The organism is Bradyrhizobium sp. CSS354 (assembly GCF_029051725.1).
Lineage (GTDB): Bacteria > Pseudomonadota > Alphaproteobacteria > Rhizobiales > Xanthobacteraceae > Bradyrhizobium.
Window position 1 is genome coordinate 131,422 of the sequence record NZ_JAACFU010000002.1, and the last position, 26,734, is coordinate 158,155.

Annotated in this window: 31 protein-coding genes; 13 read left to right on the forward strand and 18 right to left on the reverse strand. The window is 63.2% G+C overall.

From position 1 onward, the window contains the following. Nucleotides 1-164 precede the first annotated feature (164 nt). Together GWG67_RS04395 and GWG67_RS04400 are read right to left on the reverse strand one after the other, a co-directional pair. The gene (locus GWG67_RS04395) at nt 165-485 is read right to left on the reverse strand and encodes a DUF6572 domain-containing protein (RefSeq protein WP_275167926.1); all 321 of its coding nucleotides are present in this window, start codon (nt 483-485) and stop codon (nt 165-167) included. Nucleotides 486-1,174: 689 nt separating this feature from the next. Next, entirely contained in the window at nt 1,175-1,897 is a 723-nt protein-coding gene (locus GWG67_RS04400) for a Clp protease N-terminal domain-containing protein (RefSeq protein WP_275167927.1), read from the reverse strand. A gap of 375 nt (nt 1,898-2,272) precedes the next feature. Here GWG67_RS04400 and GWG67_RS04405 point away from each other — a divergent pair, with 375 nt between their 5' ends. Beyond that, nucleotides 2,273-3,586, forward strand: a complete 1,314-nt coding sequence (locus GWG67_RS04405) for a serine hydrolase (RefSeq protein WP_275167928.1) — start codon at nt 2,273-2,275, stop codon at nt 3,584-3,586. Nucleotides 3,587-3,749: 163 nt separating this feature from the next. Here the strand turns inward: GWG67_RS04405 and GWG67_RS04410 are convergent, their stop codons facing one another. Together GWG67_RS04410 and GWG67_RS04415 are read right to left on the reverse strand one after the other, a co-directional pair. Beyond that, the gene (locus GWG67_RS04410; RefSeq protein WP_275167929.1) at nt 3,750-4,082 is read right to left on the reverse strand and encodes a hypothetical protein; all 333 of its coding nucleotides are present in this window, start codon (nt 4,080-4,082) and stop codon (nt 3,750-3,752) included. A gap of 199 nt (nt 4,083-4,281) precedes the next feature. Further along, on the reverse strand, nt 4,282-5,520 hold the full coding sequence (locus tag GWG67_RS04415) for an MFS transporter (RefSeq protein WP_275167930.1): 1,239 nt from the start codon (nt 5,518-5,520) through the stop codon (nt 4,282-4,284). 130 nt (nt 5,521-5,650) lie between these two features. On the opposite strand from GWG67_RS04415, the gene GWG67_RS04420 reads away from it, so the two are divergent. After that, complete coding sequence (locus GWG67_RS04420; protein WP_275167931.1) at nt 5,651-6,259, forward strand: TetR/AcrR family transcriptional regulator; 609 nt, start codon at nt 5,651-5,653, stop codon at nt 6,257-6,259. A 442-nt stretch (nt 6,260-6,701) separates the two neighbouring features. Here the strand turns inward: GWG67_RS04420 and GWG67_RS04425 are convergent, their stop codons facing one another. After that, on the reverse strand, nt 6,702-6,899 hold the full coding sequence (locus tag GWG67_RS04425) for a hypothetical protein (protein ID WP_275167932.1): 198 nt from the start codon (nt 6,897-6,899) through the stop codon (nt 6,702-6,704). A 281-nt stretch (nt 6,900-7,180) separates the two neighbouring features. Here GWG67_RS04425 and GWG67_RS04430 point away from each other — a divergent pair, with 281 nt between their 5' ends. Beyond that, the gene (locus GWG67_RS04430; protein WP_275167933.1) at nt 7,181-7,552 is read left to right on the forward strand and encodes a hypothetical protein; all 372 of its coding nucleotides are present in this window, start codon (nt 7,181-7,183) and stop codon (nt 7,550-7,552) included. Between the two features lie 247 nt (nt 7,553-7,799). On the opposite strand, the gene GWG67_RS04435 is transcribed toward GWG67_RS04430, so the two are convergent. Continuing rightward, complete coding sequence (locus GWG67_RS04435) at nt 7,800-9,173, reverse strand: PleD family two-component system response regulator (RefSeq protein WP_018455158.1); 1,374 nt, start codon at nt 9,171-9,173, stop codon at nt 7,800-7,802. 14 nt (nt 9,174-9,187) lie between these two features. Further along, nucleotides 9,188-9,553: a response regulator gene (locus tag GWG67_RS04440; RefSeq protein WP_007603272.1), complete on the reverse strand. Its 366-nt coding sequence runs from the start codon at nt 9,551-9,553 to the stop codon at nt 9,188-9,190. A 241-nt stretch (nt 9,554-9,794) separates the two neighbouring features. On the opposite strand from GWG67_RS04440, the gene GWG67_RS04445 reads away from it, so the two are divergent. Genes GWG67_RS04445 through GWG67_RS04455 form a run of 3 tightly spaced genes read left to right on the forward strand, consistent with a single transcriptional unit; the run spans nt 9,795 to nt 11,799 of the window. Then, on the forward strand, nt 9,795-10,106 hold the full coding sequence (locus GWG67_RS04445) for a DUF3572 domain-containing protein (RefSeq protein ID WP_275167934.1): 312 nt from the start codon (nt 9,795-9,797) through the stop codon (nt 10,104-10,106). Next, complete coding sequence (locus GWG67_RS04450) at nt 10,103-11,392, forward strand: DNA polymerase IV (protein ID WP_275167935.1); 1,290 nt, start codon at nt 10,103-10,105, stop codon at nt 11,390-11,392. The genes GWG67_RS04445 and GWG67_RS04450 overlap by 4 nt, the downstream gene beginning before the upstream one ends. Continuing rightward, nucleotides 11,392-11,799, forward strand: a complete 408-nt coding sequence (locus GWG67_RS04455; RefSeq protein WP_275167936.1) for an ACT domain-containing protein — start codon at nt 11,392-11,394, stop codon at nt 11,797-11,799. The genes GWG67_RS04450 and GWG67_RS04455 overlap by 1 nt, the downstream gene beginning before the upstream one ends. Nucleotides 11,800-11,891: 92 nt before the next feature. Here GWG67_RS04455 and GWG67_RS04460 read toward each other — a convergent pair whose 3' ends face one another. Both GWG67_RS04460 and GWG67_RS04465 read right to left on the reverse strand, forming a co-directional pair. Continuing rightward, entirely contained in the window at nt 11,892-12,293 is a 402-nt protein-coding gene (locus GWG67_RS04460; protein WP_275167937.1) for a RidA family protein, read from the reverse strand. A 66-nt stretch (nt 12,294-12,359) separates the two neighbouring features. Then, on the reverse strand, nt 12,360-13,205 hold the full coding sequence (locus tag GWG67_RS04465) for a cell envelope integrity EipB family protein (RefSeq protein WP_275167938.1): 846 nt from the start codon (nt 13,203-13,205) through the stop codon (nt 12,360-12,362). A gap of 236 nt (nt 13,206-13,441) precedes the next feature. Between GWG67_RS04465 and GWG67_RS04470 the strand changes: the two genes are divergently transcribed. Genes GWG67_RS04470 through GWG67_RS04485 form a run of 4 tightly spaced genes read left to right on the forward strand, consistent with a single transcriptional unit; the run spans nt 13,442 to nt 16,438 of the window. Beyond that, on the forward strand, nt 13,442-13,909 hold the full coding sequence (locus GWG67_RS04470) for a RidA family protein (protein ID WP_275167939.1): 468 nt from the start codon (nt 13,442-13,444) through the stop codon (nt 13,907-13,909). Between the two features lie 5 nt (nt 13,910-13,914). Next, on the forward strand, nt 13,915-14,661 hold the full coding sequence (locus tag GWG67_RS04475; protein ID WP_275167940.1) for a glycerophosphodiester phosphodiesterase: 747 nt from the start codon (nt 13,915-13,917) through the stop codon (nt 14,659-14,661). Between the two features lie 54 nt (nt 14,662-14,715). Next, complete coding sequence (locus tag GWG67_RS04480; protein ID WP_275168400.1) at nt 14,716-15,957, forward strand: GNAT family N-acetyltransferase; 1,242 nt, start codon at nt 14,716-14,718, stop codon at nt 15,955-15,957. A gap of 52 nt (nt 15,958-16,009) precedes the next feature. Continuing rightward, entirely contained in the window at nt 16,010-16,438 is a 429-nt protein-coding gene (locus GWG67_RS04485) for an HIT family protein (protein ID WP_275167941.1), read from the forward strand. Between the two features lie 117 nt (nt 16,439-16,555). On the opposite strand, the gene tsaA is transcribed toward GWG67_RS04485, so the two are convergent. The 5 genes from tsaA to GWG67_RS04510 form a co-directional block, all read right to left on the reverse strand. Then, entirely contained in the window at nt 16,556-17,047 is a 492-nt protein-coding gene (tsaA, locus tag GWG67_RS04490) for a tRNA (N6-threonylcarbamoyladenosine(37)-N6)-methyltransferase TrmO (RefSeq protein WP_275167942.1), read from the reverse strand. 31 nt (nt 17,048-17,078) lie between these two features. Next, complete coding sequence (locus tag GWG67_RS04495; protein WP_007603256.1) at nt 17,079-17,429, reverse strand: AzlD domain-containing protein; 351 nt, start codon at nt 17,427-17,429, stop codon at nt 17,079-17,081. Continuing rightward, on the reverse strand, nt 17,426-18,166 hold the full coding sequence (locus GWG67_RS04500) for an AzlC family ABC transporter permease (RefSeq protein WP_275167943.1): 741 nt from the start codon (nt 18,164-18,166) through the stop codon (nt 17,426-17,428). The genes GWG67_RS04495 and GWG67_RS04500 overlap by 4 nt, the downstream gene beginning before the upstream one ends. Nucleotides 18,167-18,265: 99 nt before the next feature. Then, a complete protein-coding gene (locus GWG67_RS04505; protein ID WP_275167944.1) occupies nt 18,266-18,820 on the reverse strand; it encodes a hypothetical protein in 555 nt (184 codons plus the stop codon). Nucleotides 18,821-18,950: 130 nt separating this feature from the next. Then, on the reverse strand, nt 18,951-19,898 hold the full coding sequence (locus tag GWG67_RS04510) for a lytic transglycosylase domain-containing protein (RefSeq protein ID WP_275167945.1): 948 nt from the start codon (nt 19,896-19,898) through the stop codon (nt 18,951-18,953). Nucleotides 19,899-20,012: 114 nt separating this feature from the next. Between GWG67_RS04510 and GWG67_RS04515 the strand changes: the two genes are divergently transcribed. Next, nucleotides 20,013-21,065, forward strand: coding sequence for a TRAP transporter substrate-binding protein (locus GWG67_RS04515; protein ID WP_275167946.1), 1,053 nt, complete (start codon nt 20,013-20,015; stop codon nt 21,063-21,065). Nucleotides 21,066-21,120: 55 nt separating this feature from the next. Here the strand turns inward: GWG67_RS04515 and GWG67_RS04520 are convergent, their stop codons facing one another. Then, entirely contained in the window at nt 21,121-21,321 is a 201-nt protein-coding gene (locus tag GWG67_RS04520; RefSeq protein ID WP_275167947.1) for a hypothetical protein, read from the reverse strand. A 609-nt stretch (nt 21,322-21,930) separates the two neighbouring features. On the opposite strand from GWG67_RS04520, the gene GWG67_RS04525 reads away from it, so the two are divergent. Next, complete coding sequence (locus tag GWG67_RS04525) at nt 21,931-22,569, forward strand: HAD family hydrolase (protein ID WP_275167948.1); 639 nt, start codon at nt 21,931-21,933, stop codon at nt 22,567-22,569. Between the two features lie 4 nt (nt 22,570-22,573). On the opposite strand, the gene GWG67_RS04530 is transcribed toward GWG67_RS04525, so the two are convergent. Beyond that, nucleotides 22,574-23,614, reverse strand: coding sequence for a phenylacetaldoxime dehydratase family protein (locus GWG67_RS04530; RefSeq protein WP_275167949.1), 1,041 nt, complete (start codon nt 23,612-23,614; stop codon nt 22,574-22,576). Between the two features lie 26 nt (nt 23,615-23,640). Next, on the reverse strand, nt 23,641-24,657 hold the full coding sequence (locus GWG67_RS04535) for a carbon-nitrogen hydrolase family protein (protein ID WP_275167950.1): 1,017 nt from the start codon (nt 24,655-24,657) through the stop codon (nt 23,641-23,643). Between the two features lie 180 nt (nt 24,658-24,837). Here GWG67_RS04535 and GWG67_RS04540 point away from each other — a divergent pair, with 180 nt between their 5' ends. Then, nucleotides 24,838-25,794, forward strand: coding sequence for a helix-turn-helix domain-containing protein (locus GWG67_RS04540; RefSeq protein WP_275167951.1), 957 nt, complete (start codon nt 24,838-24,840; stop codon nt 25,792-25,794). Nucleotides 25,795-25,818: 24 nt separating this feature from the next. On the opposite strand, the gene GWG67_RS04545 is transcribed toward GWG67_RS04540, so the two are convergent. Beyond that, the gene (locus GWG67_RS04545; RefSeq protein ID WP_275167952.1) at nt 25,819-26,721 is read right to left on the reverse strand and encodes an amino acid ABC transporter substrate-binding protein; all 903 of its coding nucleotides are present in this window, start codon (nt 26,719-26,721) and stop codon (nt 25,819-25,821) included. Nucleotides 26,722-26,734: the final 13 nt, after the last annotated feature.

Consider the following 26,734-nt stretch of genomic DNA (forward strand, 5'->3'; position numbering starts at 1 on the left):
AGAAGCGCTGCGCTGCGTCCGGCAAGGAAAGCACGAGCGAGGCGCGCTTCTGGAAGCGTCGCCTCCGCTGTGCGCGCATGAGACGATGTTGAGCCGTGCCGCACCAATGTCGGCTATGGGCCAACAGGCGACTTTCGCGAAAGCAGCCGCCTGCCGAGAGAGTCTTATAGCGACCGCACTTCAAAACCAAATCCTGCCGCCTCAATGGCGGCCAAGGTCTTGGCAAAGAACCACTCGGCTTCGTTTGGAATTGGAAACTTTAAAAACACTGAAATTATAATTGCGCGTCCTGCAAGCTCCGGACGTTTCGCGGTCATCTCACCGCATTCAATAAAGCGGAGATAGGCATTGAGCTTTTCTTGCAGGATAAAAAGGTGGGATTTGACGTCCTCCCACGGGAGGTGATCTGAAATTGTCAGGACGGCTCTGCCGGTGGGATCATCTATCCCGATAAAATCGACAACTTCGATTTTCTCAACGGTCATCTGGCTTAATCTTGCGCTGCTCGCCATTGACCTTGCCCGCGTTGCGCGATGTCCGCAATGGGTCACAAGCGGCATTCGGCCGGATGCACACGGTCGGTCGGCTATGGGCCAGAAACGGAAATCTGCCCTTCAGAAATACCTGCATGCTAGATCATAGCGCCGGACGTGAGGTGCGGGCTCCATCACTGCGACCTGAGCACGATCACCAACTTCCCCCACGAAGCGCCCGCAGGGCCGAACGACAACGTCGACTGGCGGTACCTTGTTCGCCTCCCATTGCTCAATTTCCATTTCGACAATGTCGTTCGAACACTCCCTCGACACGCCAAGTACGCGGCCTGAAAGGACCTTCGCTTCGGGACGGGGCTTATCGCATGTTGTAAACTGGTATTCTGCGCGGCACCTAACCGGAACGCATTGCTTGTCTTGTGCGGAAGCGAGTGGTTGAACAATCGCCATCAACGCAAGGAAGAGTGCGAGCGACACATGTCTCGGCATTCTGGCTCTTAGCTCCGCTTGTTCGATGCCGCTAGGTTCTGCGAACATAAGACATGATGGTCTCGGAGGGCAAAGGACCGCTCAGGGTCAAAATGCGAAGAACTCAGGTTGAGCAAATCTGGTCCGCTCGACCACGATGAGCGGACCTCCGACAGACCCGGCGCAACTTCGCAGTTGGGCCAATCTGCGGATTAGTTCCGCGAGTGGTCGCGGTACTGTTTCAGGCCGGCGGTGCCATTTCGTTTAGCGATACCTCGTTCGACGAAGTTTGCTGCATCCTCCGCCGACATGTCCTGACCGTAAAGCCTCCGCACCGCCGGGCTTAGCCGCTCGGCAAAGATGACGACCAGCACATTATTGCCGGTGACCTCCTGCTGTCCCATCTGTTCGGCGTGGGCCTCCGCGCGCTGCATTACGCGCTGAAACGCGGCCGTGGGGCGAGATCCACCTATGGATATGCCAGTTTCGACAACGATGGATCGCAAATCATTGTCAATATAGTCGGTCAGGCTTTTCTTGATCGCCATAAGATCGACACGGCAAGCCTGCATAACCTTTGAGGCGTTTGGATCATCGGTTAGCGCGAGCAGCAGATGCTCACACGTCGTGTACTGATGCTTTCGCGCGTCACCATGAGCAAGAGCGCGCTGCAACGTGCGTTCCAGTTCGCTGGAGAAACGAGACACTCGGGGTCTGATCCCTGCATCGATCGTTGCGGGTGATGGCGTTGTCGCTTCGGCCCGGGGCGTGCTGACCTCGCCTCGAATTGTAGCAGCAAGCGTGTTCCAGTCCGCAGCGCCAAACGCTTGGGCAATCAATTCAAGGCTTTGGCTATTGGTGATCTTCAGGCCGTGATCGCCGAGGAAGACCCGGGCCGTATGCGCCATGGTCTTTGCGTCGCGATAGTCGCGCATGATCTTTCATCCTTTGCTTGAACGAAGCCGAGGTGCCAGGCGCTTGCGTTGCTGACCCGTTCGTTCGGGCAAAGGGTTTAGAAAGATCGATGATACGTTCACCATCCCCAATTGGGGCGCAAGCGGCAGGTCGTATCTACCTCAAGTCATCATGATCTTGTTGCAAACTGCTGTCAATTGCTCCTGACGAGATGGATCGTGTCCGTCTTGGGTCGATCGCGTCGGTTCAGCCGCGTCTCGGCCATGTCTCGTCTAACCTCTAAAGCTGACTGGCCGGACTCCTTCGCGAGTGTCTCCTCCAGGCCAACTAGAGACATACTCCTTGAAGTTTCCACTCAATTTTGTCTCTACTAATGGGAGCCCTCGGGGATTTATATGTCGGAGCAGCAATATTCCCGTCGTGAGGCTGTTTCATCGCTGGCTGCTACAGTCGCCTGTGCATTGGCCGGCCCCATCTCCGCAGCCGCAGAACCAGCTTCCGCGGGCGAGACGCAAGACTGCGCCGGACCGATTTTCTCCACTACAGGTCCAAACGCCGAGCTGTACGGAGCCAAAGATGGTTATCCTCTTCCCGACATTATGGAGGCGCGGAGGCAAGGCGACCCTTGGGAGCCAAAATACCGTGTCGGCGCATTCACCCATATCGATAACATCTATCCAACACGGCTCATCAAGCGAGCTGTGAAGCCTTGGAAGTTCAAGTGCTCGAAGGCAGAAGTTTACTACAATTTTCAGGGAAGCAAGCTTTCGCCCCTCGACTACATGTCGCGCAATCCGGTCACTGGCCTGCTGATCGCGAAGGACGACCAGATTATCTTCGAGCGCTATCAGTCCGCGCGAACTGATCAAGATCGGTTCGTATCCCAGTCCATGGTCAAGTCGATAACCGGACTGTTGATCGGGATCGCCATCTCGGAGGGCGCGATCAAGTCAGTCAATGATATCCCCGAAGGTTATGTGCCGGGCTTTATGGGCAGCGAGTACGGCAGGACGCCCATTCGCGATCTGCTGCACATGTCCTCAGGCGTGGATTTCGGTGAAACAAGAGACGGAGGACGTGACCTCAATCGCCTGTGGAACGGTATGGGGATCGCGTTCCCGGACACGAAATTGGGCACGATTAAGAGCATCGTGCAATTCAATCAGCGAATCGCCCCAGCGGGAACGAGATTTTACTACGCCAGCATTGAAGCCGACGTGCTCGGCATGGTGCTTCATAGTGCTGTTGATAAGTCAGCGTCTGACTATCTGCGCGAGAAAGTATGGGAGCCGATCGGCGCGGAAGCGGATGCCACTTGGTTGGTAGACGCAGAAGGATTTGAACTGGGACATTTCGGTTTCAATGCCGTTCTGCGCGATTACGCCCGGCTCGGGCGTTTGCTGGCGCATGATGGCGCATGGAATGGCAAGCAGATCGTTCCGACGCAATGGATGATCGATGCAACAACCGGTCGAGCTTCGGATGGCTATCTGCTACCGGGCGTGGCGACGAAAAGATTTGGTTACGGTTATCTTTTGTGGCTGTTTCCCGGTGAGAGGCGGCAGTTCGCGTTGTTAGGATTCAAAGGCCAGTATATTTGCGTTGACCCGACCTCCAAGATTGTCATGGTGCACACTGCAATTGAGGACCCGGTACATCGAGACGAGCCATGGGCCTTGTGGTCAGCAATGGTCGATCAGCTAGGCTGATAGTAGCTCGGAACAAACTCGGCATTGACCGCTTTGGGTCACAAGCGGTCCTCGGGCGGATGGGCACGGCAGGTCGGCTATGGGCCAATAGCGGAAATGGCTTTTGGCTTACACAGATGTCTAGTTAAGCGCGTGGTCCATCCGCGATGACGCACGCAGGCAATTATTCATTACTCGTCTTCGTTTGTCGCCTGCGCAACCGTCGCTCGATCACTTCGCCTAGTGGCGTATCCGGTGATTTGCGAAACGCCTTCAGCTTCTTCATTCGACCTTTGCGCAATGCTTGCGACTGGGCTTCATCGGCAACTTCGTCCGCAACGGCCCCCTGCGCAGCGATGAGGGCTTGTCTCACCGCCCGCCGCTCATCCTGATGCGAGAGCTGCTTGCTGCGCGGAATGTTCTTTCGACTGCTCTTCTGATTTTCGCCGTAGGTGTTTCGTCGGTCGTTTGTGTAGCTCAGTTGCTTCTTTTCCCGTGGAGTTTTGACCTTACTCACAGCTAGCCTCCGAGCTAGACCGGCGATGACGGGGCGGCCGCACGTCCTGCTCGTATTGATCGATAACCGCTCACGTCACCATCGACCAATAGCGGTACAATTTGGTGGTCGCCAGGTCCGCTCCGGCTCAGAAGCGGCCGATCACGACCAAGCAGCGCGCCGTCCGCTGTAAATTAGCGGGCGCTTACGAGCACCCTCCCTACGCCGTCCGCAACACCGGCGTCGGCGGCTGCGACGGCCGGATCAGCGCGAACGCCACCTGCACGATGCCGCCGGCCAGTCCCAGCGCGACGCCGATGCGCCAGGCCATCGTATATGAGCCGAGCGCGTCGTAGAGCACCCCTCCCCCATACGCGCCGAGGAAGCTGCCGATCTGGTGGCTCATGAAGGCGAGGCCCTGGATCATCGCCTGCCAGCGCAGGCCGAACATCTCGGCGACCGCGCCCGCGACCAGCGGGCCGACACCCATCCACAGGAAGCCCATGATCGCCCCGAACAGCAAGGTCGAGGCAGGCGTCGCCGGCAGCATGAAGTACCAGGCCAGCGCGAGTGAGCGGAAGATGTAGATGCCGCCGAGCAGCGCGAGCTTGTTCCAGCGCTGGCCGGCCCAGCCGAAGAACAGCGAGCCGAGCACGTTGAAGCCGCCGATCATGCCGAGCGTCTGCGCGCTCAGCATCGGATCGAGGCCGCAGATCGCGAGATAGGACGGCAGGTGCGTCGTGAGGAACACGAGTTGCATGCCGCAGACGAGATAGGCGCAGGTCATGACCACGAATGACGCGTTGCCGAACGCGGTCTTCGCCGCGATCATGGCCGTGGCATCGACGATCTCGTCAGTCGCGGGCTTCGGCAGCGGGACCGCGTCGACGCGCCCGGCATACCAGGCCGCCGGGATCATCAGCACCGACATCACCACGAAGCCGGCGAGCCCGACGCGCCAGCCGAAGCCCTCGTTGAGCATCTGCCCGATCGGCGCCGACAGGAGCGCGCCGAGCGAGCCAGCGCCGGAGACGATGCCAAGCACGGTGGAGCGCACCGTCGCGGGAACCGCGCGCGCCGCCACCGACATCGCGATCGCGGCCGCGGTGCAGGCCAGCGACGTCCCGATCAGCACGCCGGCGCCGATCATGATGGCGACGAGGCCGTTCGCGGTTGCCATCAGCACCAGGCCCGCGATGTACATGAACGAGCCTGCGATCATGATGGGACGGAAGCCGTAGCGCGTGGTCATCGCGCCCGCGAGCGGCTGGAGAAAGCCCCAGGCGAGATTTTGCACGGCCAGCGCCAGCGTGAAGTCGGAGATCGACAGATGAATGTCGTGGGTCAGCGGCTGCATGAAGATGCCGAGACTCTGCCGCAGCCCCATGCTCAGCGTCAGCATGATCGAGGCGCCGATCAGGATGGGCAAGGTCGGGCGCAGGACCTGCAACAGGGGCATTTTTGTCTCCCTCATCGGCGCGGCGGGGGCGCCGTCGTCTGCAATATCAGTTGATTTTGGTTACACAGACCTGTGTACTTAGGCTATGGTTAGCGTGCGCTGTCAAGCGAACAAGGACATTCACCGCCGCATGGCTCCCCCGCCCGCCCCACAGACGATGAAAGAGCGGATCCTCGAGACCGCCGACAAGCTGTTCTATCTGCAGGGCATTCGTGCCATCGGCGTCGACACCATCGCGGCCGAGATCGGCATCTCCAAGCGCACGCTCTACAACCACTTCCCCTCCAAGGACGCACTGATCGCGGCCTATCTGGAGCGCCGTTTCGTGCAGCCCCGCCCCTCCGACAAACCCCCGGCCGAACAGATCCTCGCCACCTTCGATTCGCTGGAGCGCCGCTTCGCCGCAAAAGATTTTCGCGGCTGCCCGTTCGTGAATGCGGTCGCCGAGCTTGGCCCGGCCGACCGCGCCGTGAAGAAGATCGCAATCGCCTTCAAGGAAAGCCGCCGCATCTGGTTTCGTGACCGCCTCAACGAGCTCGGCGTTGCGAACGCGGAGGCGCTCGCAACGCAGCTCGTGCTGCTGGTCGACGGCTCGATCGCGCAGGACCTCGTCCGCGACGACCCCGCAATGGCCCGCGCCGCCAAGGAAGTGGCGACGGTGTTATTGCGGAATGCGGGGGTGGAGGTGGGCAATGAGGCTGCGGTGAAGGCAGGCAAGCGGCCGGCCCAGCATCCCTGAAGCAGCTGCAAGATCAGAACCCGATCGGCCGCCGCAAGAAGTCCGGGTAGGCGAGCACGCCCCCCAACGTCCAATCCAGCTGCCGTGCTACACCTTTGATCTGTTGAAGGAAGTGAACTGAAAGGAACCATCGCCATTTCGGCGTAGTTGACCTTCTTTACACGGAGAAGGTCATGAATCGAAAAACGCTTCTTCTTACAGCCGCGCTGTCCTTCGCTGTTGCCGCTCCCGTCCTCGCACAAGGCGGAGGTGGTGGTGGTGGTGGTGGTGCCGGCGGTGGTGCGGCCGCGAGCGGCGGCGCGTCCGGATCATCCGCGAGCTCAGGCGCGGGCACTGGCACGTCTGGCGCCGCCAATGGAGGCCCCTCGGCGCCATCCGGCATGGGCACAAACGGAACCTCAACCGGCGCTCACACCAACAACTCTCCAACCAACCCGAACGTTCAGCCCCCGACGCCGAACGGCAACACCACGAGCACACCGGCCGCACCGGGCAGCTCAGGCACGAGCGGCACCGCGTCCGGGTCGACACAGACGGGCACGCAAAACGGGAGCGACAGGTCCGGCATCACGGCAACCAACGGTGCCAACAGCGACAACAGGGGCCAGATGAGCCCCGCCGAGCAAGCAAGGACGGGCATCAAGACGCTTCCGCAAGATCAAACTCCTGGAGCCGTCAGTGCGCCGGGCGTTGGCGTCGGTCATGCGGCGAACGGCTTGCCGATCGGTACGCCAGGTTCGGGGACGAGCAACGTCGATCAGAAGTAATCCGGACTTTGTCCATCTCCACAGGGCCCGCTACGGCGGGCCTTTCTGTGACGTGCTGAAGGGAGTGGAAGGCCAAGGGCTGCGAGGGGGAGACATGGGGTAAACTTGGCATCAGGCGGCCCTGCCGATACACTGGTTTCTTTTGGGGCGTGCCATGACCAAACTGTCGTCATTGCTATCATTTTCATTTCTGATCATCTGCACCCCGGTCTGGGCTGACGAGATGAACATCCAATTCACGTTTGGACCTCCGCGGCCCTGCACCACCGTCTTTCCAAATCCCGAAATCAAGATGAAAAGTGTTCCGCCCGGCACGCGCACGATCGTCGTCAAGTTTCGCAGAGAGAAGAACTACGAGATGGGGGGCCAGGAGATCCCATTTCCTTCAGATAACATCGTGAAGCCGGAGAGCTTACGAACCTGGGGCCCCTGCAATTCCGGCCTGTACACTTACGAAATCATCGCAAAGTCCAGCACCGGCGCGGCCCTGGCCAAGGCAGAATGGTCGGAGCCGTATCCTCCCTGACTTGAAGGGTGGACGCCCGCTTGTCCCGCCGTGGCATGCTGGATTCCCCGCTTGTGCGGGAATGACGGCGAAGTTTGTGGGATGTTCGGAATGCTACCAGCATGCTCCTGTTTTGCCCGACGAGTCAAACGGCATGCCGCCTGCTTCAGCCGTTTTGCCCCCCGCGTAAGCTATTGATTTAGCTGGCGCCGGCTACTGTGCATGGGGTTGTTTTCGCGTTTTTTTGCGCCGGCCTGTGCGAGCAGCCTCAGGCCGCGTGCGACACCACGCGATTGCGGCCGTCGTGCTTGGCGCGATAGAGCGCGGTGTCGGCGCGCTTGAGCACGTCGCCAACCGCCTCGCCCTTCTGCTCCAGCGTGGTCAGGCCGATCGAGATCGTGACCTCGATGCGCTTGGTGCCCTTGTGGATCGCAAAGGGCTCGCCGGCGATCGAGCGGCGCAGGCGCTCGGCGACCATGCCGGCGACGTGGAGATCGGTCTCGGGCATCACGATGACGAATTCCTCGCCGCCGTAGCGGCAGGCAAGGTCAATGCCGCGGATCGACTTGCGCACCCGCACGGCGAATTCGCGCAGCACGTCGTCGCCGGCGTCGTGGCCGTAATTGTCGTTGATCGATTTGAAGTAGTCGATGTCCAGGATCATCAGCGCCAGCGGCTTGCCGCGGGTCGCGGCCTGCTCGGCCAGCGTCGCGAGATGGCTCTCCATGTAGCGGCGATTGTGCAGCCCGGTGAGCGCGTCCGTGATCGCCATCTCGATCGAGTTCTGCACGTTGTCGCGCAGATGGTCGGTGTAGCGGCGGCGGCGGATCTGGGTGCGGGCACGCGCCAGCAGCTCGATCTTGTCGATGGGACGCAGCAGATAGTCGTTGACCCCGATTTCGAGCCCACGCAGCAGCCGCGTCGCGTTCTCGGGGTCGGCGATCGCCAGGATCGGCACATGCCGCGTGCGCTCCAGCGAGCGCGCCTGGCTGCACAGCCGCAAGCCGTCGAAATTGTTGAGGTCGAGCGAGACGATCAGCAGATCGTAATTGCCTTCGGCGGCGTGGAACAGCGCCTCCGTCGGGTTCGGCTCGACGTCGATGGTGTGCTCGGCGGCGAGGATCGTCGCCAGCCGCTCATAGGAGGACTGGCGGTCGTCGACCAGCAGGATGCGGCCGCCCTTGCCGGTGTCGGAGATTGCACTGCGCTCGGGCGCCTGCATGCCGATCTCGAGCGAGGTGATGGCGCGCATGCGCAGCTCGTCGGTCATCATCTTCAGCCGGGTCAGCGAGCGCACGCGCGCGATCAGCACGACGTCGGAGACGGGCTTTGTCAGGAAATCGTCGGCACCGGCCTCCAGCCCGCGGTTGCGGTCGGACGGGCTGTCGAGCGCGGTGACCATCACGACGGGAATGTGATGCGTGGCCGGATCGGTCTTGAGGCGGCGGCAGACCTCGAAACCGTCCATGTCCGGCATCATGACGTCAAGCAGGATGATATCGCATTCGGCGCGGGCGCAGATCGCCAGCGCCTCGGTGCCGTTCGCGGCGGTCATCACGTCGAAATATTCGGCGGACAGGCGGGCTTCGAGCAGCTTGACGTTGGCAGGGACGTCGTCGACGACGAGGATACGCGCGGACACTGTGAACTCACTTCCTATCCGATGAAACGTCGGACCGTCTCAATGAATTTGCCGACCGAGATCGGCTTGGACAAATAGGCCTCGCAGCCGCCCTCGCGGATGCGCTCTTCGTCGCCCTTCATCGCGAACGCCGTGACGGCGACGACGGGAATACTGCGCAGCTCCGGATCGTCCTTGATCCAGCGCGTCACCTCCAGGCCCGAGACCTGCGGCAATTGGATGTCCATCAGCACGAGGTCGGGCCGCATCTTGCGAACGAGGTCGAGCGCCTCGTAGCCGTTGCTGGTGCCGGTGGTCTGGTAGCCGTGCGCCTCCAACAGGTCGCGGAAGAGCTTCATGTTGAGCTCGTTGTCTTCCACGATCAGGACGGTCTTAGCCATCCCGCCCTCCTGATTGGTCCGCAGACCGATGCATGTGACGCCTCAGGCGCCGGTCGCCGGCGCTTCGAAAACTGGATTCAAACTAGCCTCGAATTCGCTTGAGTTTCGTTAAACCCGAGGGCCGACTTTCCGCGATGCGGTTTCCAGTTGCTTGTCGGGGGTCGCAAGACTCAGGAACGAGACTCGGGCATGGTGGCCCCAAAGTAGACACCGAAAGTTAACGGAAAGGCAAACCGGCCACGTGAAAAAGCCTGTTCACAACCCCCGCGAAGTCGCTGAAATCGTTGCGCTTCAGGCGCTGTCTTTCGTCGCGGCCGAACCCGAGCGGCTGGGCCTGTTCCTGGCCGAGACAGGGGTCGGCCCCGAGATGCTGCGCAATGCCGCCTCGGACCCCAATTTCCTGCTCAGCGTGCTCGATTTCGTGATGCGCGATGACGCCACGGTGAAGGCCTTTGCCTCGTCCGCGGAACTGCATCCGACCAACGTTGCCGCAGCGCGGCAGGTGCTCGGCGACGCGCTCGGCGACCCCAATTGGGAGCGCGACGTGCCGTGACCTCCCTGGAGACGGCCGGGCCCCGCTGCTTCTGCCGGGATTGTTCGGCCGATCTGGATATCGGCGTGCGGCGCTGTTCCGCCTGCGGTTCCCCCCGCCTCGCCCGCCACCGCGCGCTCGCAAGCCTGACCATCGCCCATATCGACTGCGACGCCTTCTACGCGACCGTCGAGAAGCGCGACAATCCTGATATCGCCGACAAGCCCGTCATCATCGGCGGGGGCAAGCGCGGCGTGGTGTCGGCCGCCTGCTATATCGCGCGCACCTACGGCGTGCGCTCGGCCATGCCGATGTACAAGGCGCTGGAAGCCTGCCCGCACGCGGCCGTGATCCCGCCGGACATGGCGAAATATGTCCGGGTCGGGCGCGAGGTGCGCCAAGCCATGCAGGCGCTGACGCCGCTGGTCGAGCCCCTCTCGATCGACGAGGCTTTCCTCGACCTCTCCGGCACCGAGCGGGTGCACGGCATGATCCCGGCCAAGGTGCTGGCGCGGTTCGCGCGCAACATCGAGCGCGACATCGGCATCACCGTTTCGGTCGGCCTCTCCTGCAACAAGTTCCTGGCCAAGATCGCCTCCGACCTCGACAAGCCGCGCGGGTTTGCCGCGCTCGACCAGGAGGAAGCGCGCGCGATGCTGGCGGACAAGCCGGTCGGTTTCATCTTCGGCGTTGGCCCCGCGACGCAGGAGCGTCTGGTGCAACGCGGCTTCCGCATCATCGCCGACCTGCAGAAGGCCGACGAGATCGAGATGATGCGGCAGTTTCCGAGTGACGGCCGCAGGCTGTGGCGGCTGGCGCGCGGCATCGACGACCGCCGTGTCGAGCCTGATCGGGGCGCAAAGACGATTTCGAGCGAGACGACGTTCGAGACCGACATCCGCGACTTCGCGACGCTGGAGAAGATTTTGTGGCGGCTCTGCGAGAAGACGTCGTCTCGCCTCAAGAGCAGCGAGCTCGCCGGCTCGACCGTCACGCTGAAGCTGAAGACCGCCGATTTCCGCCAACGCACGCGCTCGCAGTCGATTATGGCCCCGACGCAGCTTGCCGCGAAGATCTTCTCGATCTGCCGCGAGATGCTGGCGAAAGAGATCGACGGCACCGCCTTCCGCCTGATGGGCGCCGGCGTCAGCGCCCTTCGCGAGGGTTCAGTCGCCGATGACACCGACATGCTCGACCGCCGCGCCGCCCACGCCGAGCGCGCGGTGGACAGCTTGCGCAAGAAATTCGGCAGCGCCGCAGTGATCCGCGGCATCGCATATGAGGGGCCGGAAAAGGCCCAGGAGTGATGACAGGCGAACGCGACCTCAATGCACTGCTGAGAGACATGAAGCCGGATCGGCGGCCGGGCATTTTCGTGTTCTGCACGATCCCGACAGATCAGTTGATTCCCGCGGCGCTCAGCCCCTTGCTGACGTTCCGCGAGCAGGAAGGAACGACGCTGGTGATCCCTCGCGAACAGGCCGAAGCGGCGGGGCTATGCTACGCATTTGCATCGAGCCTGATCACCCTGACGGTTCACTCCGCACTCGATGCGGTGGGCTTTCTGGCGACGATCACGGCACGCCTCGCCACAGCCGGCATCAGCGTGAACGCCGTTTCGGCGTTCCACCACGATCATCTGTTTGTGCCGGCTGACAGGGCGGACGACGCGATGGCTGTCCTGCAAGAGATGTCCAAGGCGACGCACTCGTAGCCCGGATGGAGCGCAGCGCAATCCGGGACAGTGCATCTGCGGACACAGCTTCCCGGATTGCGCTGCGCTCCATCCGGGCTACGGGAAAGACCTCAATCCGCGACCGCGACCGCTTCGATCTCGATCATCCATTCCGGCGCGGCGAGCGCCGAGACGCCGACGAGCGTGCTGGCCGGCGGCTCCATGCCTTCGAAGAAGGCCGACCGGGCCTTGCCGATGATCGGTCGCAGCTCCGGCTTGTAGTTCACGACGAAGGTCGTGATCTTCACGATATTAGAGTAGCTCGCGCCGGCTGCTTTCAGCGCATGCCCGAGATTCTGCATCACCTGCGTGGTCTGCGCGGCCAGATCGCCCTCGCCGACAATCCGCCCTTCCTCGTCCACTGACACCTGGCCGGAGATGTAGATCGTCCGCGCACCGGTGGCGGTGACGACATGCGAATAGGCGGGATTGTGATGCAGGCCGCTGGGGCGGAGATGATCGAGCTTGGGCATGTCTGGCCTCCCGGACGTTTGTGGTTGGAAGGGAGCGTAGCCAGAGACCGCGTTGCAGACCAGCCCTCAATTGCAGGGCTTGCTGTCCTTCGCGTCGAACTTGCCCATCGCGCCCGAAATCACAAAATCGTTGTAATCGAGCACAAGCTGGCGCGAGACGCCGTTCTCGTAGAGCTCAAACGCCATCGCGTAGACCGGCGTCTGCTCGCCTTCCTTCCGCTGGGCCTCGCGGTCGAAATAGCTCACGGTGACTGGCCAGCGCTTGAGCGACTTCATGTGCTCGTCGGACGTTGAGGGATCGGGCGAGCCTTCGCGCTCAGCGGGGATCGGCTGGCCGATCACGGTCAGCGTGTTGTAGACCTTCTGGCCATCGTCGGAGCCGTCATAGACGGAGAGCTCGAGCAGCGACTTGCCGTCCTTGGCAGCGGCAATGATGCGCTGGATCTGTTCGGTCGGGAATACGATTTTGCCGTCGAGCGTAAAGCTCTTCGGCGCCGGCAGCTTCAGCTTGACGTTAATGTGGTCGCCGTCGCGCTCTGCCGAGCCGTCGACCCGGCCGGCATCCGCCTCGTTCATCCGCGTCTCGATCTTGAAGCGGTAGCTTTTACCGCCGGCGTCCTCCCAGGAGTTGGAGCGGAGGTCGCTCAGCGTGACCTTGCCCTCGCCGCTGTCCAGCTCGGAGACCTGGCGGAATTCGGAGGTGTAGCCCTCGCACGAACTTCCCGTGAAATTGTAGAGGATGCGGCCGCGCGCGCTGTTGATCGAATTGGAGCGCGATTTCACCAGGCTCAAATCATAGAGCGCCTGATGCGCGAGGAACGGACCATTCGCGGCCAGCGCCCCGCCTCCGGGGCCGAGAGCGGCCGCCGCGAGCGCCGTCACACCGAGCGAAGTCCGGAAAAGGTGCAGCATGTCTGGTCCCTTGGGGAAAGCGCAGATTCGACATTTTAATGACCGTTCCATTGCGTCGCAACTGAGGCCGTTTCACGTAAAGTTGCGGCCCCTGGGTTGAACCTTCTGCCCCGCCTCAACAAATTGCCACCCCCGAGGGTTGCTTGCATGTGGCGGCACGATGGGCGAAACAGGGCTCGCCCGCGCTGCAACAGATGCGCCCGGGCGGATGGATTTTTGGACAACGAGGGTCGGACATGGCGGGCACGGTCGAGCTGAAGCTGGCGGAACAGGGCATCAAGCTACACGAGGCCCCCACCCCGGTAGCCAATTACGTGCCGTTTGTGCGCACCGGTAATCTGCTGTTCGTCTCGGGCCAGGTTTGCTTCGATCCCGCCGGCAAGCTGATCGCCAAGGGCAAGCTCGGCGCCGGCGTGACCATCGAAGAGGGCGCCGCAGCCGCCCGCGGCTGCGCCGTCAACCTGCTGGCCCAGGTCAAGGCGGCGCTCGGCGACCTCGACAAGGTCGTGCGCGTGGTGCGCCTCGGCGGCTTCATCAACTCGGCGCCGGACTTCCTGGACGGGCCGAAGGTCCTCAACGGCGCCTCCGACCTGATGGTCGCTGCCTTCGGTGACAAGGGCCGTCATGCCCGCACCACCGTCGGCGTCGCCTCCCTGCCCGCAGATGCGGCGGTCGAGGTCGAAGGCGTGTTCGAGGTCGCCTGAGGCGAATGCGCGCTCCTGATTGGCTGACAGCCCGCCCCGTCGCCCATCGCGGCCTGCACGACATTGCCCGCGGCATCGTCGAGAACATGCCGGGCGCGGTACAGGCCGCGATTGCGGGCAATTTCTCGATCGAGGTCGACATCCAGCTCTCCGCCGACGGCGAGGCCATGGTGCATCACGATCATGCGCTCGGCCGCCTCACCGAAACCACCGGGCCGCTGGTCGACAAGACCGCCGCTGAGCTGAAGGCGCTCACCTTCAAGGACACGGCCGAGCGGATGATGTCGCTCAGCGATCTCTGCGGCCTGGTCGCCGGCCGCGTGCCGCTGGTGATCGAGGTCAAGAGCCATTTTGACGGCGACCGCAAGCTGGTGAAGCGGATGGCCGAGGTGCTGGCATCCTATGACGGCCCCGCCGTCGGCATGTCATTCGATCCGGACCAGGTGCTGGCGCTGCGCGAGCTGTTGCCCTCCCGCCCCCGCGGCATCGTCGCGCAGCGGAGCTATGAGGACGAATACTGGGCTTACCTGACCCAGCAGCAGCGCGACAGCATGCTGTACCTGCGCCACGGCTTCCAGACCCAGCCGGATTTCGTCGCCTTCAGGGTCGACGACCTGCCCGCCCCCGCCCCCTGGATCGCCCGCAATGTGTTCGGCTGCGCTCTGCTCGGCTGGACCGTGCGTACGACCGAGCAACGGACGCGGGTCACACAATATGCGGATCAGATGATCTTCGAGGGCTTCGTACCGTAGGCTTGATGTTCCCCACTCTTGAAGTCGCTGCTGCAATGCACGATCTTGGGCATGATGGCACCATCCGAAATCACCCTTGAGGCCGTACCTTCCATTGGCGAAGTATCGCCGGACGACTGGGACGCCTGCGCCAATCCCGGCAAGTCCTGTAACGGGCATGGCAAGGGAACCTCATCCGGGCTTCCAGGCGATTCCCTCGGCCTCTCAAAGCCTGCCTATAACCCTTTCGTCTCCCACGCGTTTTTATCCGCCGTTGAGAAATCGGGTTCGGCAACGATCCGCACCGGCTGGGGGCCGCGGCACCTCGTGGCCAAGATCGACGGCCGCGTCGCCGGCGTCGTGCCCTGCTATCTGAAATCGCACTCGCAAGGCGAATATGTCTTCGACCGCGGCTGGGCGGACGCCTACGAGCGCGCCGGCGGGCGTTACTATCCGAAGCTGCAGGTTTCAGTTCCCTTCACGCCGGCGACGGGACCGCGGCTGCTGGTCCGCGACGGCGTTGACCACGCGCGCATCATGGAGGCCCTGGCGGGTGGGCTGGTGGCGCTGTGCGGCGTCAGCAAGGCTTCCTCGGTGCACGTCACTTTCGCGCGCGAGGCGGAGTGGAAGCTGCTCGCCGAGCACGGCTTCCTCCAGCGCACCGACCAGCAGTTCCATTGGCACAACGAGGGCTTTGCGAGTTTCGACGATTTCCTGGCGACGCTGAACTCCCGCCACCGCAAATCGATCAAGCGCGAGCGGCGCGATGCGCTGGCTGCCGGGATCACCATCCACTGCCTCACGGGCAAGGACATCACCGAAGACGCATGGGATGCGTTTTTCATGTTCTACATGGAGACCGGCTCGCGCAAATGGGGCCGGCCATATCTGACGCGGGAATTCTTTTCGCTGATCGGCGAGACCATGAGCCAGGACGTGCTGCTGGTCATGGCACGCCGCAACGATCGCTGGATCGCGGGCGCGATCAACTTCATCGGTTCGGACACGCTGTTCGGCCGCAACTGGGGTGCGGTCGAGCATCATCCCTTCCTGCATTTCGAGGTCTGCTATTATCAGGCGATCGACTTCGCCATCCAACGCGGCCTGGGGAATGTCGAAGCGGGCGCGCAGGGCGAGCACAAGATCGCACGCGGCTACCTGCCGCGGACCACCCACTCCGCTCATTTCATCGCCGATCCGGGCTTGCGCCGCGCCATCGACGATTACCTCAAGCGCGAGCGCGCCTATGTTGCGGAAGCCGGACGGGAGCTGGCCGAGCTCGGCCCGTTCCGCAAAGGCGCCGACGAGGCGCCTTGACGGTTCGTTGCGGCTGGTGACAGTAAGCGCAAAATTCTAGGGAGCCGCCGCCATGACAGCCTACGACCCCAACAACATCTTCGCGAAGATCCTGCGCGGCGAGTTCTCCTGCCACAAGGTTTACGAGGATGAGCACGTGCTCGCGTTCCTCGACATCATGCCGCGGGTACCGGGCCACACGCTGGTGATTCCAAAAGCTCCTGCCCGCAACATCCTCGACATCAAGCCCGATGACTACGCCCATGTCGCCCGCGGCGCGCATAAGATCGCTGCCGCAGCGATGACGGCGTTCAGGGCTGACGGCATCACCGTGCAGCAGTTCAACGAGGCGGCCGGCGGACAGGTGGTGTTTCATCTCCACATGCATGTGATGCCGCGCCACGACGGCGTGGCGATGCTTCCGCCCGCCAGCCGCAAGGAAGACGTCAAGGTGCTGGAAGAGAACGCGACCAAGCTGATCGCAGCGTTGAAGGCGGGCTGACGCTCTCCACCCGTCATTGCGAGCGCAGCGAAGCAATCCAGACTGCCTCCGCGGCTACAGTCTGGATTGCTTCGTCGCAAGAGCTCCTCGCAATGACGGTGGGGCGGAGCGCGCCCCTTACTCCGTCTGGAAATCCCCCGGCTGCGGAGCAGCCAGCGGCGTGAACTCGCAACGATCTGGTTTGATGTCGATCAGCGGCGTGTTGTCGAGGCAATCGAGCCCGCGCACCAGAATCGCGTTGCCCTCAATGCCGACCAGCTTCACGATCGAGGTGCCGATCGGATTGGGGCGCACCGGCGAGCGCAGAGAAAACGTGCCGCGGGTCTTCTCGTTGTTCTTCGGGCTTTGCAGGACAATGTCGCGGCGCGACTTGTCGAGCCAGTAGAGCACTTCGAGATTGCTGTAGAAATCGACACCCTTGATCGCCGGCACGAACGGCTCGAAGATCTCGAGGCGGCATATCGGGCCGTCTGTCCGGCCCTGGCGCGGGGTCTCCATCCGCGAGCTCCAGGGCGTGCGGATGCGGCCGATGAAGACGAGGCCGGCATCCTGCGTCGGCGGCAGCTCGATAGAGACTTCACCCTCGCGGAGCTCGTTTTCGCGAACCATATTTCCAATTCCCTGCTGTTCGCCGGCGGTTTTAGCCCAACCACCACTTGCCGGCCAGCATGAAGACTTCACCCGCGACCACGCCCGCGAAGATCGAGCGGCGGGTCAATAGGAAGACGACGAGGCCGGCGCCGACCGCACCGTAGCGTAAGGCATCCGGCACACTCGCAAGCGCCCCGGGCGGCTCCACCACGATCTGGGCGATGACGCCGGCCAGGATCGCGGTGGCGACCGCCCGCACCCAGACCAGAAGCTCGGAGCCCTCGTCGATGCCGCCCCCGAACCACAGGCCCAGCATGCGCCATATCTGGTTGGGAACAACGCCGGCGACGAACAGCACCGCCAGCGCGTGCCAGTCGCCAATGAGTTGCGCAAAGCTCATGCGCGCACCTCCCGCCACCAATGCACGCCATAGGCGATCGTGCCAGCCACGAGGCCGCTGACGAGAATGTCGAGGCCGGAGTTCATCTTCGCGGCCAGTGGATAGAGCAGGATCCCGAGCGTCAGCGCGACGACGTCGGCGACCTCACGGCTGTTGCGTGCGGTCGAGAACAGGAACGACAACGGCGTCAGCAAAAGGATCGCCGCGCCAAGCGTCTGGGTCAGGTTGGCGGCGAGGAAATAGCCGACCGTGTTGGCGGTGAGACACACCGAGACAAGACCGAAGCCAAGTCCGTTGACGAAGGCGATCCGGCGTTCACGCGGCACCTGCGGCAGGAAGCGATGGCATTCGACCCACAGTGTCACCGCGGTGAGATGCGCCGCAAAAAACAGCTCGCGCCGTTTCGTCGTGGGCGTGCGCATCAGCGGCAGCACCGAAACCACCATCGGAAACAGCCGGATCGCACTGACGGTGACCGCGATCGCGGACTGGACGATTGTTGCACCGGAGCCAAGCGTGGTGATCAGGATGATCTGCGCCGGACCTGCCCAGACGAACAGCGTCGAGCAGAGCGCCCATAGCAGGCTGAAATGGGTATCGTGCGCGAGCGCGCCAATGCCGAGATAGGTCGCGAACAGGACCAGTGTGAGGATCGTCTGCGTGATCGAGCGCAGCCCCCACGCAAAGGCGCGCCACGGACTTTGCCATTGAGGTGAATCGAGCGGAGGAAGCGCCACGGGAGTCTTGGCCGGGAGGAATCGTGCCCCATAACGGGCAATACAGCGGTTCGCGTCAAGAAAGCGTGCGGCGGGGCTGGCATGCACCGTCAACGTTGCCTAGCGCCAGGCGATGCCCGGAGAGATCACATCGAACAAGCCGGTCCACACCATGATCGCACACGGGCCCAATGAGCCTGCCAAGGATAGCCGTTCAAAAGCATGAATGGACGCCCGCCTGGTCACGATGAAATATGCGAGAGCGATGGCGATCAATGGCAGCTTGAAAGTGTACAACAGCGTAAGCGGCACCGACTGGACAATCAGTTTGGCGACGGGCAGATCAAAAAACTTGATGTCGACAACGCTGGAGCCGATCCAGGCAACGAGAGTGACCGCCAACAGCGCCAAAACGGCGGTCATTCTTATCTGGTACCGGTGGCAGATGAGCCAGAACGCCAACGAGTTCCAGCCGAGGCAGATGACGACCTTGCTCACCCCGACGGTTCCGCTGATCGGATGCCCTTCCAGCTTCGCAGCCCACAATAGAGCGTTGGAGAAGTCTGCATTCAAGGCAAGCCAGAGCACTAGGCTCGCCACACAAGCGCACGCCAGAGCAATTCTTTGGACCGTTCCGGCGGAATCTGCGGGTGTTGCGTCGCCGATCACCTGCATCAGGTTCCGAAGCTCCACTCTCCGCGGGTCTGTTCGCGCGTCGATTGTCCTTTCACACGGTTGCATCCAACGCGCAAGATCAAGCAATGCTTGACCTCGCTCCTCACCACGGAGCAGCTCCAGCTCTCTCCTACCCGCTCACACCGCGGTTCTTCAGCACGAAGCATGCCCCGCCAGCCTTGCGTATGCGACCGCAGAGTTCATCCGCCTCGCTCCGAGTATCGGCACCGATGCGCACCTGGTAAAAGGCGCGCGTGCCGCGGCTGCGCATCACCGAGCTGAGCAGGCTCGGATCACGTTCGCCGATCACGGCGCTCAGCCGCGTGACCGCGCGGGAATACATCGCCAGCGCCCGGTTGCGGTCAAAGCCCGCGGCGAGCTGCACGCCCCAGATCTTAGCGGCCGCGAGCTCCACATGCTGCTCGAGCTCGGCGACGAAGGCATTCGGCGCGCGCTTCAAAAGCGCCATCAGATCGCGGCAGCTCGTCGGCGGCGCGCTGGGCGGCCCCTTGCCGGTCGCGCCTGCCTTGGCCCAGGCATCAACGCTCGTACCAGTGATGGCAAAAACGTAATTGCGGGTCTGCTCCGGCATGCCGCCGGTGCCGGCGAGCCATTCCTGCACCCGGCGCGGCCCGGCATTGTAGGCAGCCGCCGCCAGGCCGAGATTACCGAACTGGTTGCGCAGCTCGTTCAAAAATTCGGCCGATCTCGGCAGCGCCTGCACCGGATTGAACGGATTGAGCAGCCCGCGCTCGCTCGCGGTGCCCGGCATGAATTGCGCGATCCCCTGCGCCCGCTCGCCGCTGCGCGTCACCGGGCCAACCGCATCGCTCTGAAAGCGGCTCTCCTGCCAGATCACGCGGGCGAAGAACTCCAGCGGCAGATTGGCATCGCGCGCCGCGGCCTCGATAATCAGGCAGATCGACTCCCGCGTGTCGCTCTCGCGCGCATCGGCGGGCTTCGCCGGCGGCGTCGCAAGCTCTTCGACGCTGGGGACGGCGACATCGGTCTTGGCGGGCGAACTGTCCCACGCCGCAGCCTGTGTCGCCGAGACAAGCAGCGCGGGGATGATGCACATCGCAATCTGCACCCATCCTTTGCAGGCATGGCGGTGGCGCGCCTCGGCGCGGCATGCGACAGTGCGATCAACAATGTTGTGGCATCGTGCCATGGTTCGACGAGTCGCCAATATATGCTGCCTGACCTGCTTCTCCCAATGCGTTACCCCGCCAAACGGATCCGCGCGATCCTTGCCCTCGCCGCGCTCATCCTGAGCGTCGCGCCAGCCGCCGCGCAGGTGACGTCTCAAGTCGCGTCTCAAGTTACATCCCAGGTCACCTGGCGGATGACCACGGAATACCCCGAGAATAACATCTCCGGGATTGGACTCACGACCTTCGCCAGCCGCGTCTCCGACCGTACCCACGGTTTCGTGACCGTGACGAACGCCTTCGACAACCAGCTCAAAATCAACTCGGGCGAGATGCCGCGCGCGGCGCTGGACGGCCGGATCGCGGGCGGCGATGCCTTCGCGGGCGCGCTCTCGGGCCTCGACCCCGTGCTCGGATTGTCCACCCTGCCCTTCCTGGTGCAATCGGTCGATCTCGCCCGCGCCACCAATCTGCGGGCGCGTCCGCTCTATGAGAAGGCGCTCGCGGCGCGCGGCCTCAAGCTGCTCTATGTGACGATCTGGCCCGCCACGGGCCTGTGGTCGGAGCGGTCGCTCGAAAATGCCGATGACCTGCCGAAACTGAACTTGCGAACCTACGATGCCAATTCCACCGAGGTCATGCGCGCGGCCGGCGCAAACGCGCAATTCCTGCCGATGGACGCGGCGCTCGCCGGACTGAAGGAGCACCGGCTGAATGCCTTCCTCACCTCCGGCGACGGCGGCGCGGGGCGCAAATTGTGGGACTTCCTGCCGCATTTCACGGCCATCAACTACGCGATGCCAATCTCGATCGCCTTCGTCCGCAGCGATGCCTTTGCCGAACTGTCCGAGCCGATGCAGCGCGAGGTGCTGGCCGCGGCGGCCGAGACAGAACAGAGCCAGCTCGCACTACTGACCCACCGCACCATCGAGAACTATGCGCGCATGCGCGACAATGGCGTCCATATCGCCGAGCCGGCGCCTGCGTTCCTTGTCACGGAGCTGCGGAAGGCAGCAAAGGACGCGATCGCCGCCTGGGAAACCCGGGCAGGCGCGGAGGCGACCGCCATCGTCGAATGGGCGAGACAGCAATGAGGGAGCGCTAGCGGCATCAGCAATGAACGCTCCGCCGGTGTCGCTGCCTACTGCCTTAGTTTTTGACCGGAACCGAGATTTCGCCCCGGATGGCGCGGTCGAGGGCATCGATCAGCGCCTGGATCTCGATAAACTTGTTGCGCGCGCGCTCGGCGGTGTCGCGCACAAAGGGAGCGGCCAGCACTTTCGCATGCGCGTCCCTGTCCTCGATCATGCGATCACGGGCCTTCTTCAGAGTTTCAAGTCGCTCGCTCATCCGGCCTCTCCTGAAAAAATTCGTCTCGATCTCTCGTTCGGACTCGCCGATGAACGAGAACGCGGCGAACGAGCAACCCTCAACAGCCGCGGCAGATGTTCTTCAGCTTCGCTGCCGTTCTGGCCTCTTCCGCCACGAACGGGTCCTTGTAGGCAGCACGGGACCCATCGCCCTCCGCAGCAGCGGGCTTTTTTTCCTTCGGAGGAAACGCAGCATCGTAGCAGGCGAGACGTCCGCTCGTGCTTTCGATCGCCCGGCAGTCCGGTCCTGCCGCGACAGCGCCTTGCAACAATGTGCCAAGTATCAATGTGCCAAGTATCAATGCGAGAAGAAGCGCTCTCCGGCGGATCCAGTCGACCAGACGAACTCGAGTCATGCACGCTCCTGCTCAGTCGGCGGGAGCGCTGGTGACCCTCAGTCACCGGTCGATGCCAATGGAAGGCGGTGATGGCGCCACTCTACGCTTCCCTCCCGCGAATAGCGAGCTTTAAGGGATAGGCCATATCAGGAGGGCCGGATTTCGGCGTGACAATGGTTGCGCGTTTGCCTTGGTCCGCGGCCTCGTTTAGGCCTGGCAATAGGCGGCGGTATCAACACAGGCGCGGCAATATGGTGACACTCTATTTCGATCTCGACGGCACGCTGACCGACCCCAAGCCAGGGATCACGCGCTCGATCCAGTACGCTCTGGAGCGGCTCGACGTCGCGGTGCCGAGCGAGGACGAACTGACCTGGTGCATCGGGCCGCCGCTGCATGCCAGCCTGCAAAAGCTCACGGGCAGCGCGGAACTCGCCGACCGGGCGCTGCTGCTCTATCGCGAACGCTTCAGCGATGTCGGCTTGTTCGAGAACGGGGCCTATACCGGCATCATGGATACGCTGACAACGCTTGCCGCGACAACACCGCGCATGTTCGTGGCGACCAGCAAGCCCGCGGTCTACGCCACCCGTATCGTCGAGCATTTTGGCCTAAAACCGTATTTCGAGCGAGTATTCGGCTCCGAGCTCGACGGCACGCGCGTCGACAAGCGCGACCTGCTGCGCTACGCGCTCGGCGAAACCAAGGTCGATCCCGCCAGCGCGATCATGATCGGCGACCGCAGCCATGACGTGGTCGGCGCCCGCACCAACGGCATGACCGCGATCGGCGTGCTCTATGGCTACGGCAGCGAGGCCGAACTGCGGGATGCCGGCGCGCATCACATCTGCGCGGCGCATCCCGAGCTGCTCGGCCATTGCGTGCTCTAGTCGATCAAGCGCTGACGGTCTCCACCGCCGCCAGCATGCCGGTCTTGGCGTGACAGTTGAGGTACTCGAAGAACTGCTCGTCGGCAGCAGCCACGGTGACCTCGTGGTAGAGCCGCAGTTTTGCCGAGGGGCCGAGCGTCGACAGGTACTTCATCGCGGCGCCGAATATCCTGACGTGGGTCGGATGCGATTCCGCCCACCGCTCCAGCGCCGCCAGGCTCTTCCACCAGCTTTGGCCGTAGGACTTTTCACTCACGTCCCCGTCGGCTGCAAGCACGCGCATGTAACGGTTGGCGTAGCAGCCGATGCCGAGGCCGTCATCGCGCAGGAAGTCCATGCCCTCGCGCAACACCGGTTCGACGTCGTCCAGATAGAGCTTTCGCTCCGACGACTCGGTATCGCTCCAATCCTGGCCTGATCGGATCAGGCAGAGATTGTCGTGCGCCTGCACGCGCAGCCGCGCCCCGTCGCGGATCAATTCGGGATTGCCGCCGGGCGACATCGGATCGGTCTGCGACAGCGGGATGCGGTCGCGCATGCCGCCCCAATAGGCGTGCTCCTGCACCTCGCCGCTCATTCCGCCGGCGATTGCGGCGACGCCCTCGGGCCGCTCGAGCGAGGAAAACAGCGTCTCGTGCCGCGCCACCGTGGGGCGCAGCACCTCGATGAAAGTCCCGATGCCCTCGGGCCGCGTTCCGGTCCAGGCCTCGCGCGCCGGCGCAAACCATTTGTCGAACCGCGCAATGTCGTCCCAATAGGCCACCGAGACGACGTTCTCATAGCCAGCCTGATCAACATATTGCGCGCGATCCCAATGTGAAGGACCGCCTTCAGCGGCAAACCGCACCGCGATGTCAGAGAGCGCGTCCGTCGCAGCCGCCGGCGCCGTGCCGCGAGACTGCAGGCCGAAATAGGCCATCACGACGCGGTTCACGGCAGGCTTATAGCGCGCCACGAAGGACGGGTATGGCGGCTGGTAATCGTCCGGCACGCGCTTGTGGCGCGTGCGCGGGATCTCGAGATGCAGAGGAATTGCGGATTCCATGAGCGTGCCTCCCTCGATTGCGGCGATCAGCTCGCCGCCGCGGCAATGTCCGCGGGCTCGACGGTGTCGACCGGCAGCGCAAACTGCTCGACGCGCTGGTATCGCTTCTTATTGAGCAGGAGCCGGGTCACGTCGGGGCGCGAATAGTGCCCGGCCGGATCAGCGGCGTTCTTGGCGACACCGATGGCGCCAAGATCGATCTCGGCGATCAAGAGGCCTTCCTGGTCCGGCGCGAGCTTGTCGCCGATCTGGCTGCCATCGGGGCCGTAGATCGCAGCGAAGCCACCGCCGGCATGCAGCAGCGCATGCTTGTCCGGCCGATCACAGAGTTCGTCGATCATGGCTTGCGAGACCGTTGCGCAAGGGGCGAGCACGAAGCAGGAGCCCTCGACCGCATAGACCCGCGAGGCGGCGTTATTCACCTCGGCGCCGAGCGCCGGTGCGAAGGGATCGTAGAGCGAAAAGCTCGGCCAGGCCGCGACATGCACCTGCTCGTTCTGGGCGTACATCGCGTATTTCGACAGCGGCTGGAGATGCTCCCAGCAGCACAGTGCGCCGATGCGGCCGATGTCGGGCCGCGCGTGCACGGCGAGATCGCTGCCGTCGCCCTCGCCATAGACCGTGCGCTCGGCATGGGTCGGCCGCAGCTTGCGGCGCTTTGCGATGGTCTCGCCATCCGGGCCGATCAGCCATTGCGCGAGATAAAGACTGCCGCCGTCGCGCTCGGACAGGCCGAGCACGGCAGTGAGCTTGGCCTTACGCACGGCATCGCGCAGCCGCTCGGCCTGCGGACTGTCATAGGACAGCGAATTGTCGAAATAGCGCTGCACGAAGCCGCGGCCGATGGCCCAGGCCGGCGAATCCATCCAGATGTGCCAGGGGTAACCGGGGATGAAGGCTTCCGGAAAGGCGATCAGCTTGGCGCCCTTCTCGGCGGCGTCCCTGATCAGGGCGATCGACTTCTCGATCGAGGCGTCGAGATCGAGCCAGGCGGGCGCCGCCTGCACCACGGCAACCTTGTATTTCGGATGTTCGATGCCCATTGCCGCCTCCCTTGCCGGTTGATCGGAAGCCAGGTCCGATGCAGTCTATTGAGCCAGAGCCGGACAAGGCCGGCTCGACCGCCCGGGCACGAAAACTCGACTGGAACGGCGGTACGGGATTTGCCTCCGGTTAGGTGCGATACACGTGATACTGCGGGATGTGAAAGGGAGGCTCTGCAGATGCCAATCCAGTTCACCACGGACGACAGCCCAGGCCACCGCCGGCTTGCGTTCTGGCAGGATATCGTCTGCGACGTCTTCGTCGGGCTCGACTGCAAGTCCGATCTTGGCAGCGCCTTTCGTGGCTCGGTCACCCGGGCACCACTGGGCAAGGCGGAATGCTCCGAGGTCTGCTCCGACCGTCAGCACGTGTTGCGCACGCCCTCGCGCATCGCGCGCTCAGATCAGGATTTCATCCTGATCGCGCTCGGCAATCGCGGCACCGGCGGCGTGGTGCAGGACGGCCGCGAGGCCGTGGTGCATCCGGGAGAGTTTGCGCTCTATGACACCACCCGTCCCTACGAGCTGAAGTTCGACGGCACCTTCACGCAGACCATCTTCAAGGTGCCGCGCGAGATGCTGCAGCGCCGGCTCGGCGCCACCGAAACCCTGACCGCCACCTCTTTCGGGCCGGACTCGCCGCTGCAGAGGATCGCCTACGATTTCATCTATCGGCTCTGCCAGAGCGCGGATCAGATCGATCCGCACCACGCCGCCGCTCTGTCGGAACAGGCCGTCGATGTCCTGGCGATGGCACTGGGCGAGCGGCTGGGCAAGACGCCGCTGCCGTCCTCGACCCATCGCTCCGCCCTGCTCTACCGGCTGAAGGCGCATATCCGGGCGCATCTTGCCGATCCCGACCTCTCGCTGTCCGAGACCGCCGCGGCGCTCGGCATATCCTCCCGCTATGTCAACGATCTCCTCGCCGACGCCGACACCTCGTTCCAGCGCTACGTCCTCGGTGAGCGCCTCACTCAATGTCGGCGCGACCTCGCCTCCCCCGTACTCGCCCACCGCCACATCAGCGAAATCGCCTTTGCCTGGGGCTTCAACGACGTCTCGCATTTCGGCCGCGTCTTCCGCGAGCATTTCGGGATGTCACCGCGCGACTTCCGGCAGAGCGAGTCGCGGCATTGACGCAAGGTTTGCCGAGAGCATCGCCTACGGCACAAGCGCATCGCTGGGGGACGCGACGCGGGCCTTCATCGCTTCGCTCATGGGAAGCTGGAGGTTCTGCCCTTTCGGCGGAATCGGCGACTCGAACCACTTCGCGTAGAGCCTCCCGAATTCACCGGACACCATCTTCTCCTTGATCGCGGCATCGACGACGGCCTTGAACTCGGGATCTTCCCTGCGGGTCACTAGCCCATAGTAAGAAGGCGCATAGGTGGCCGCCAACATCCGGAAAACCCTGGGATCGGAGGCGTTCGCGACGAGACCGGCAACCAGGATATCGTCCTCGAACCACGCCGTGGCGCGACCCGTTCCCAGCATGAGGAGCGACTCGGCGTGGTCCTTGGCCTGGACGATCGTCACATTCAGCTTCTGGTCATCGAGGAGCTTCTTGGCGACCCCGAAATTCAGCGAGCCCTGCGTGATGACGACCGTCTGCCCGTCAAGTCCTTTCGGCTCCATCAGCTGCGACGAGGCCGACACCAGCCAGCGCGGCGATGCCACATAGGTCGCAACGGAGAACGCCACCTGCTTTTGCCGTTCGGCCGTATTGGTCGTGCTGCCGCACTCGACGTCAATGGTACTGTTCTGGAGCAGCGGGATGCGATTGGACGCATTCACCGGAACGTATTCGATCTCCAGCTCGAGCCGCTGCAACATGACCTTGACCTTGTCGGCCACTGCGGCACAGAGGTCGAGCGAGAGCCCGGTCGGTTTCTGATCTGCTCCGAGAAAGGCGAACGGAATCGACGCCTCGCGGTAGCCGAAGCTGATCTTGCCGACCTCCCTGATCTTTTCCAAAGTCGGACTCGCCGCTTGTGCGGCCCCCATTTCGAGCAGCGCGAGTGATGCGACGGCAATGGCGAGCTTCGGCGCGTGTACGCGGATCATGTCAGCCTCCAAC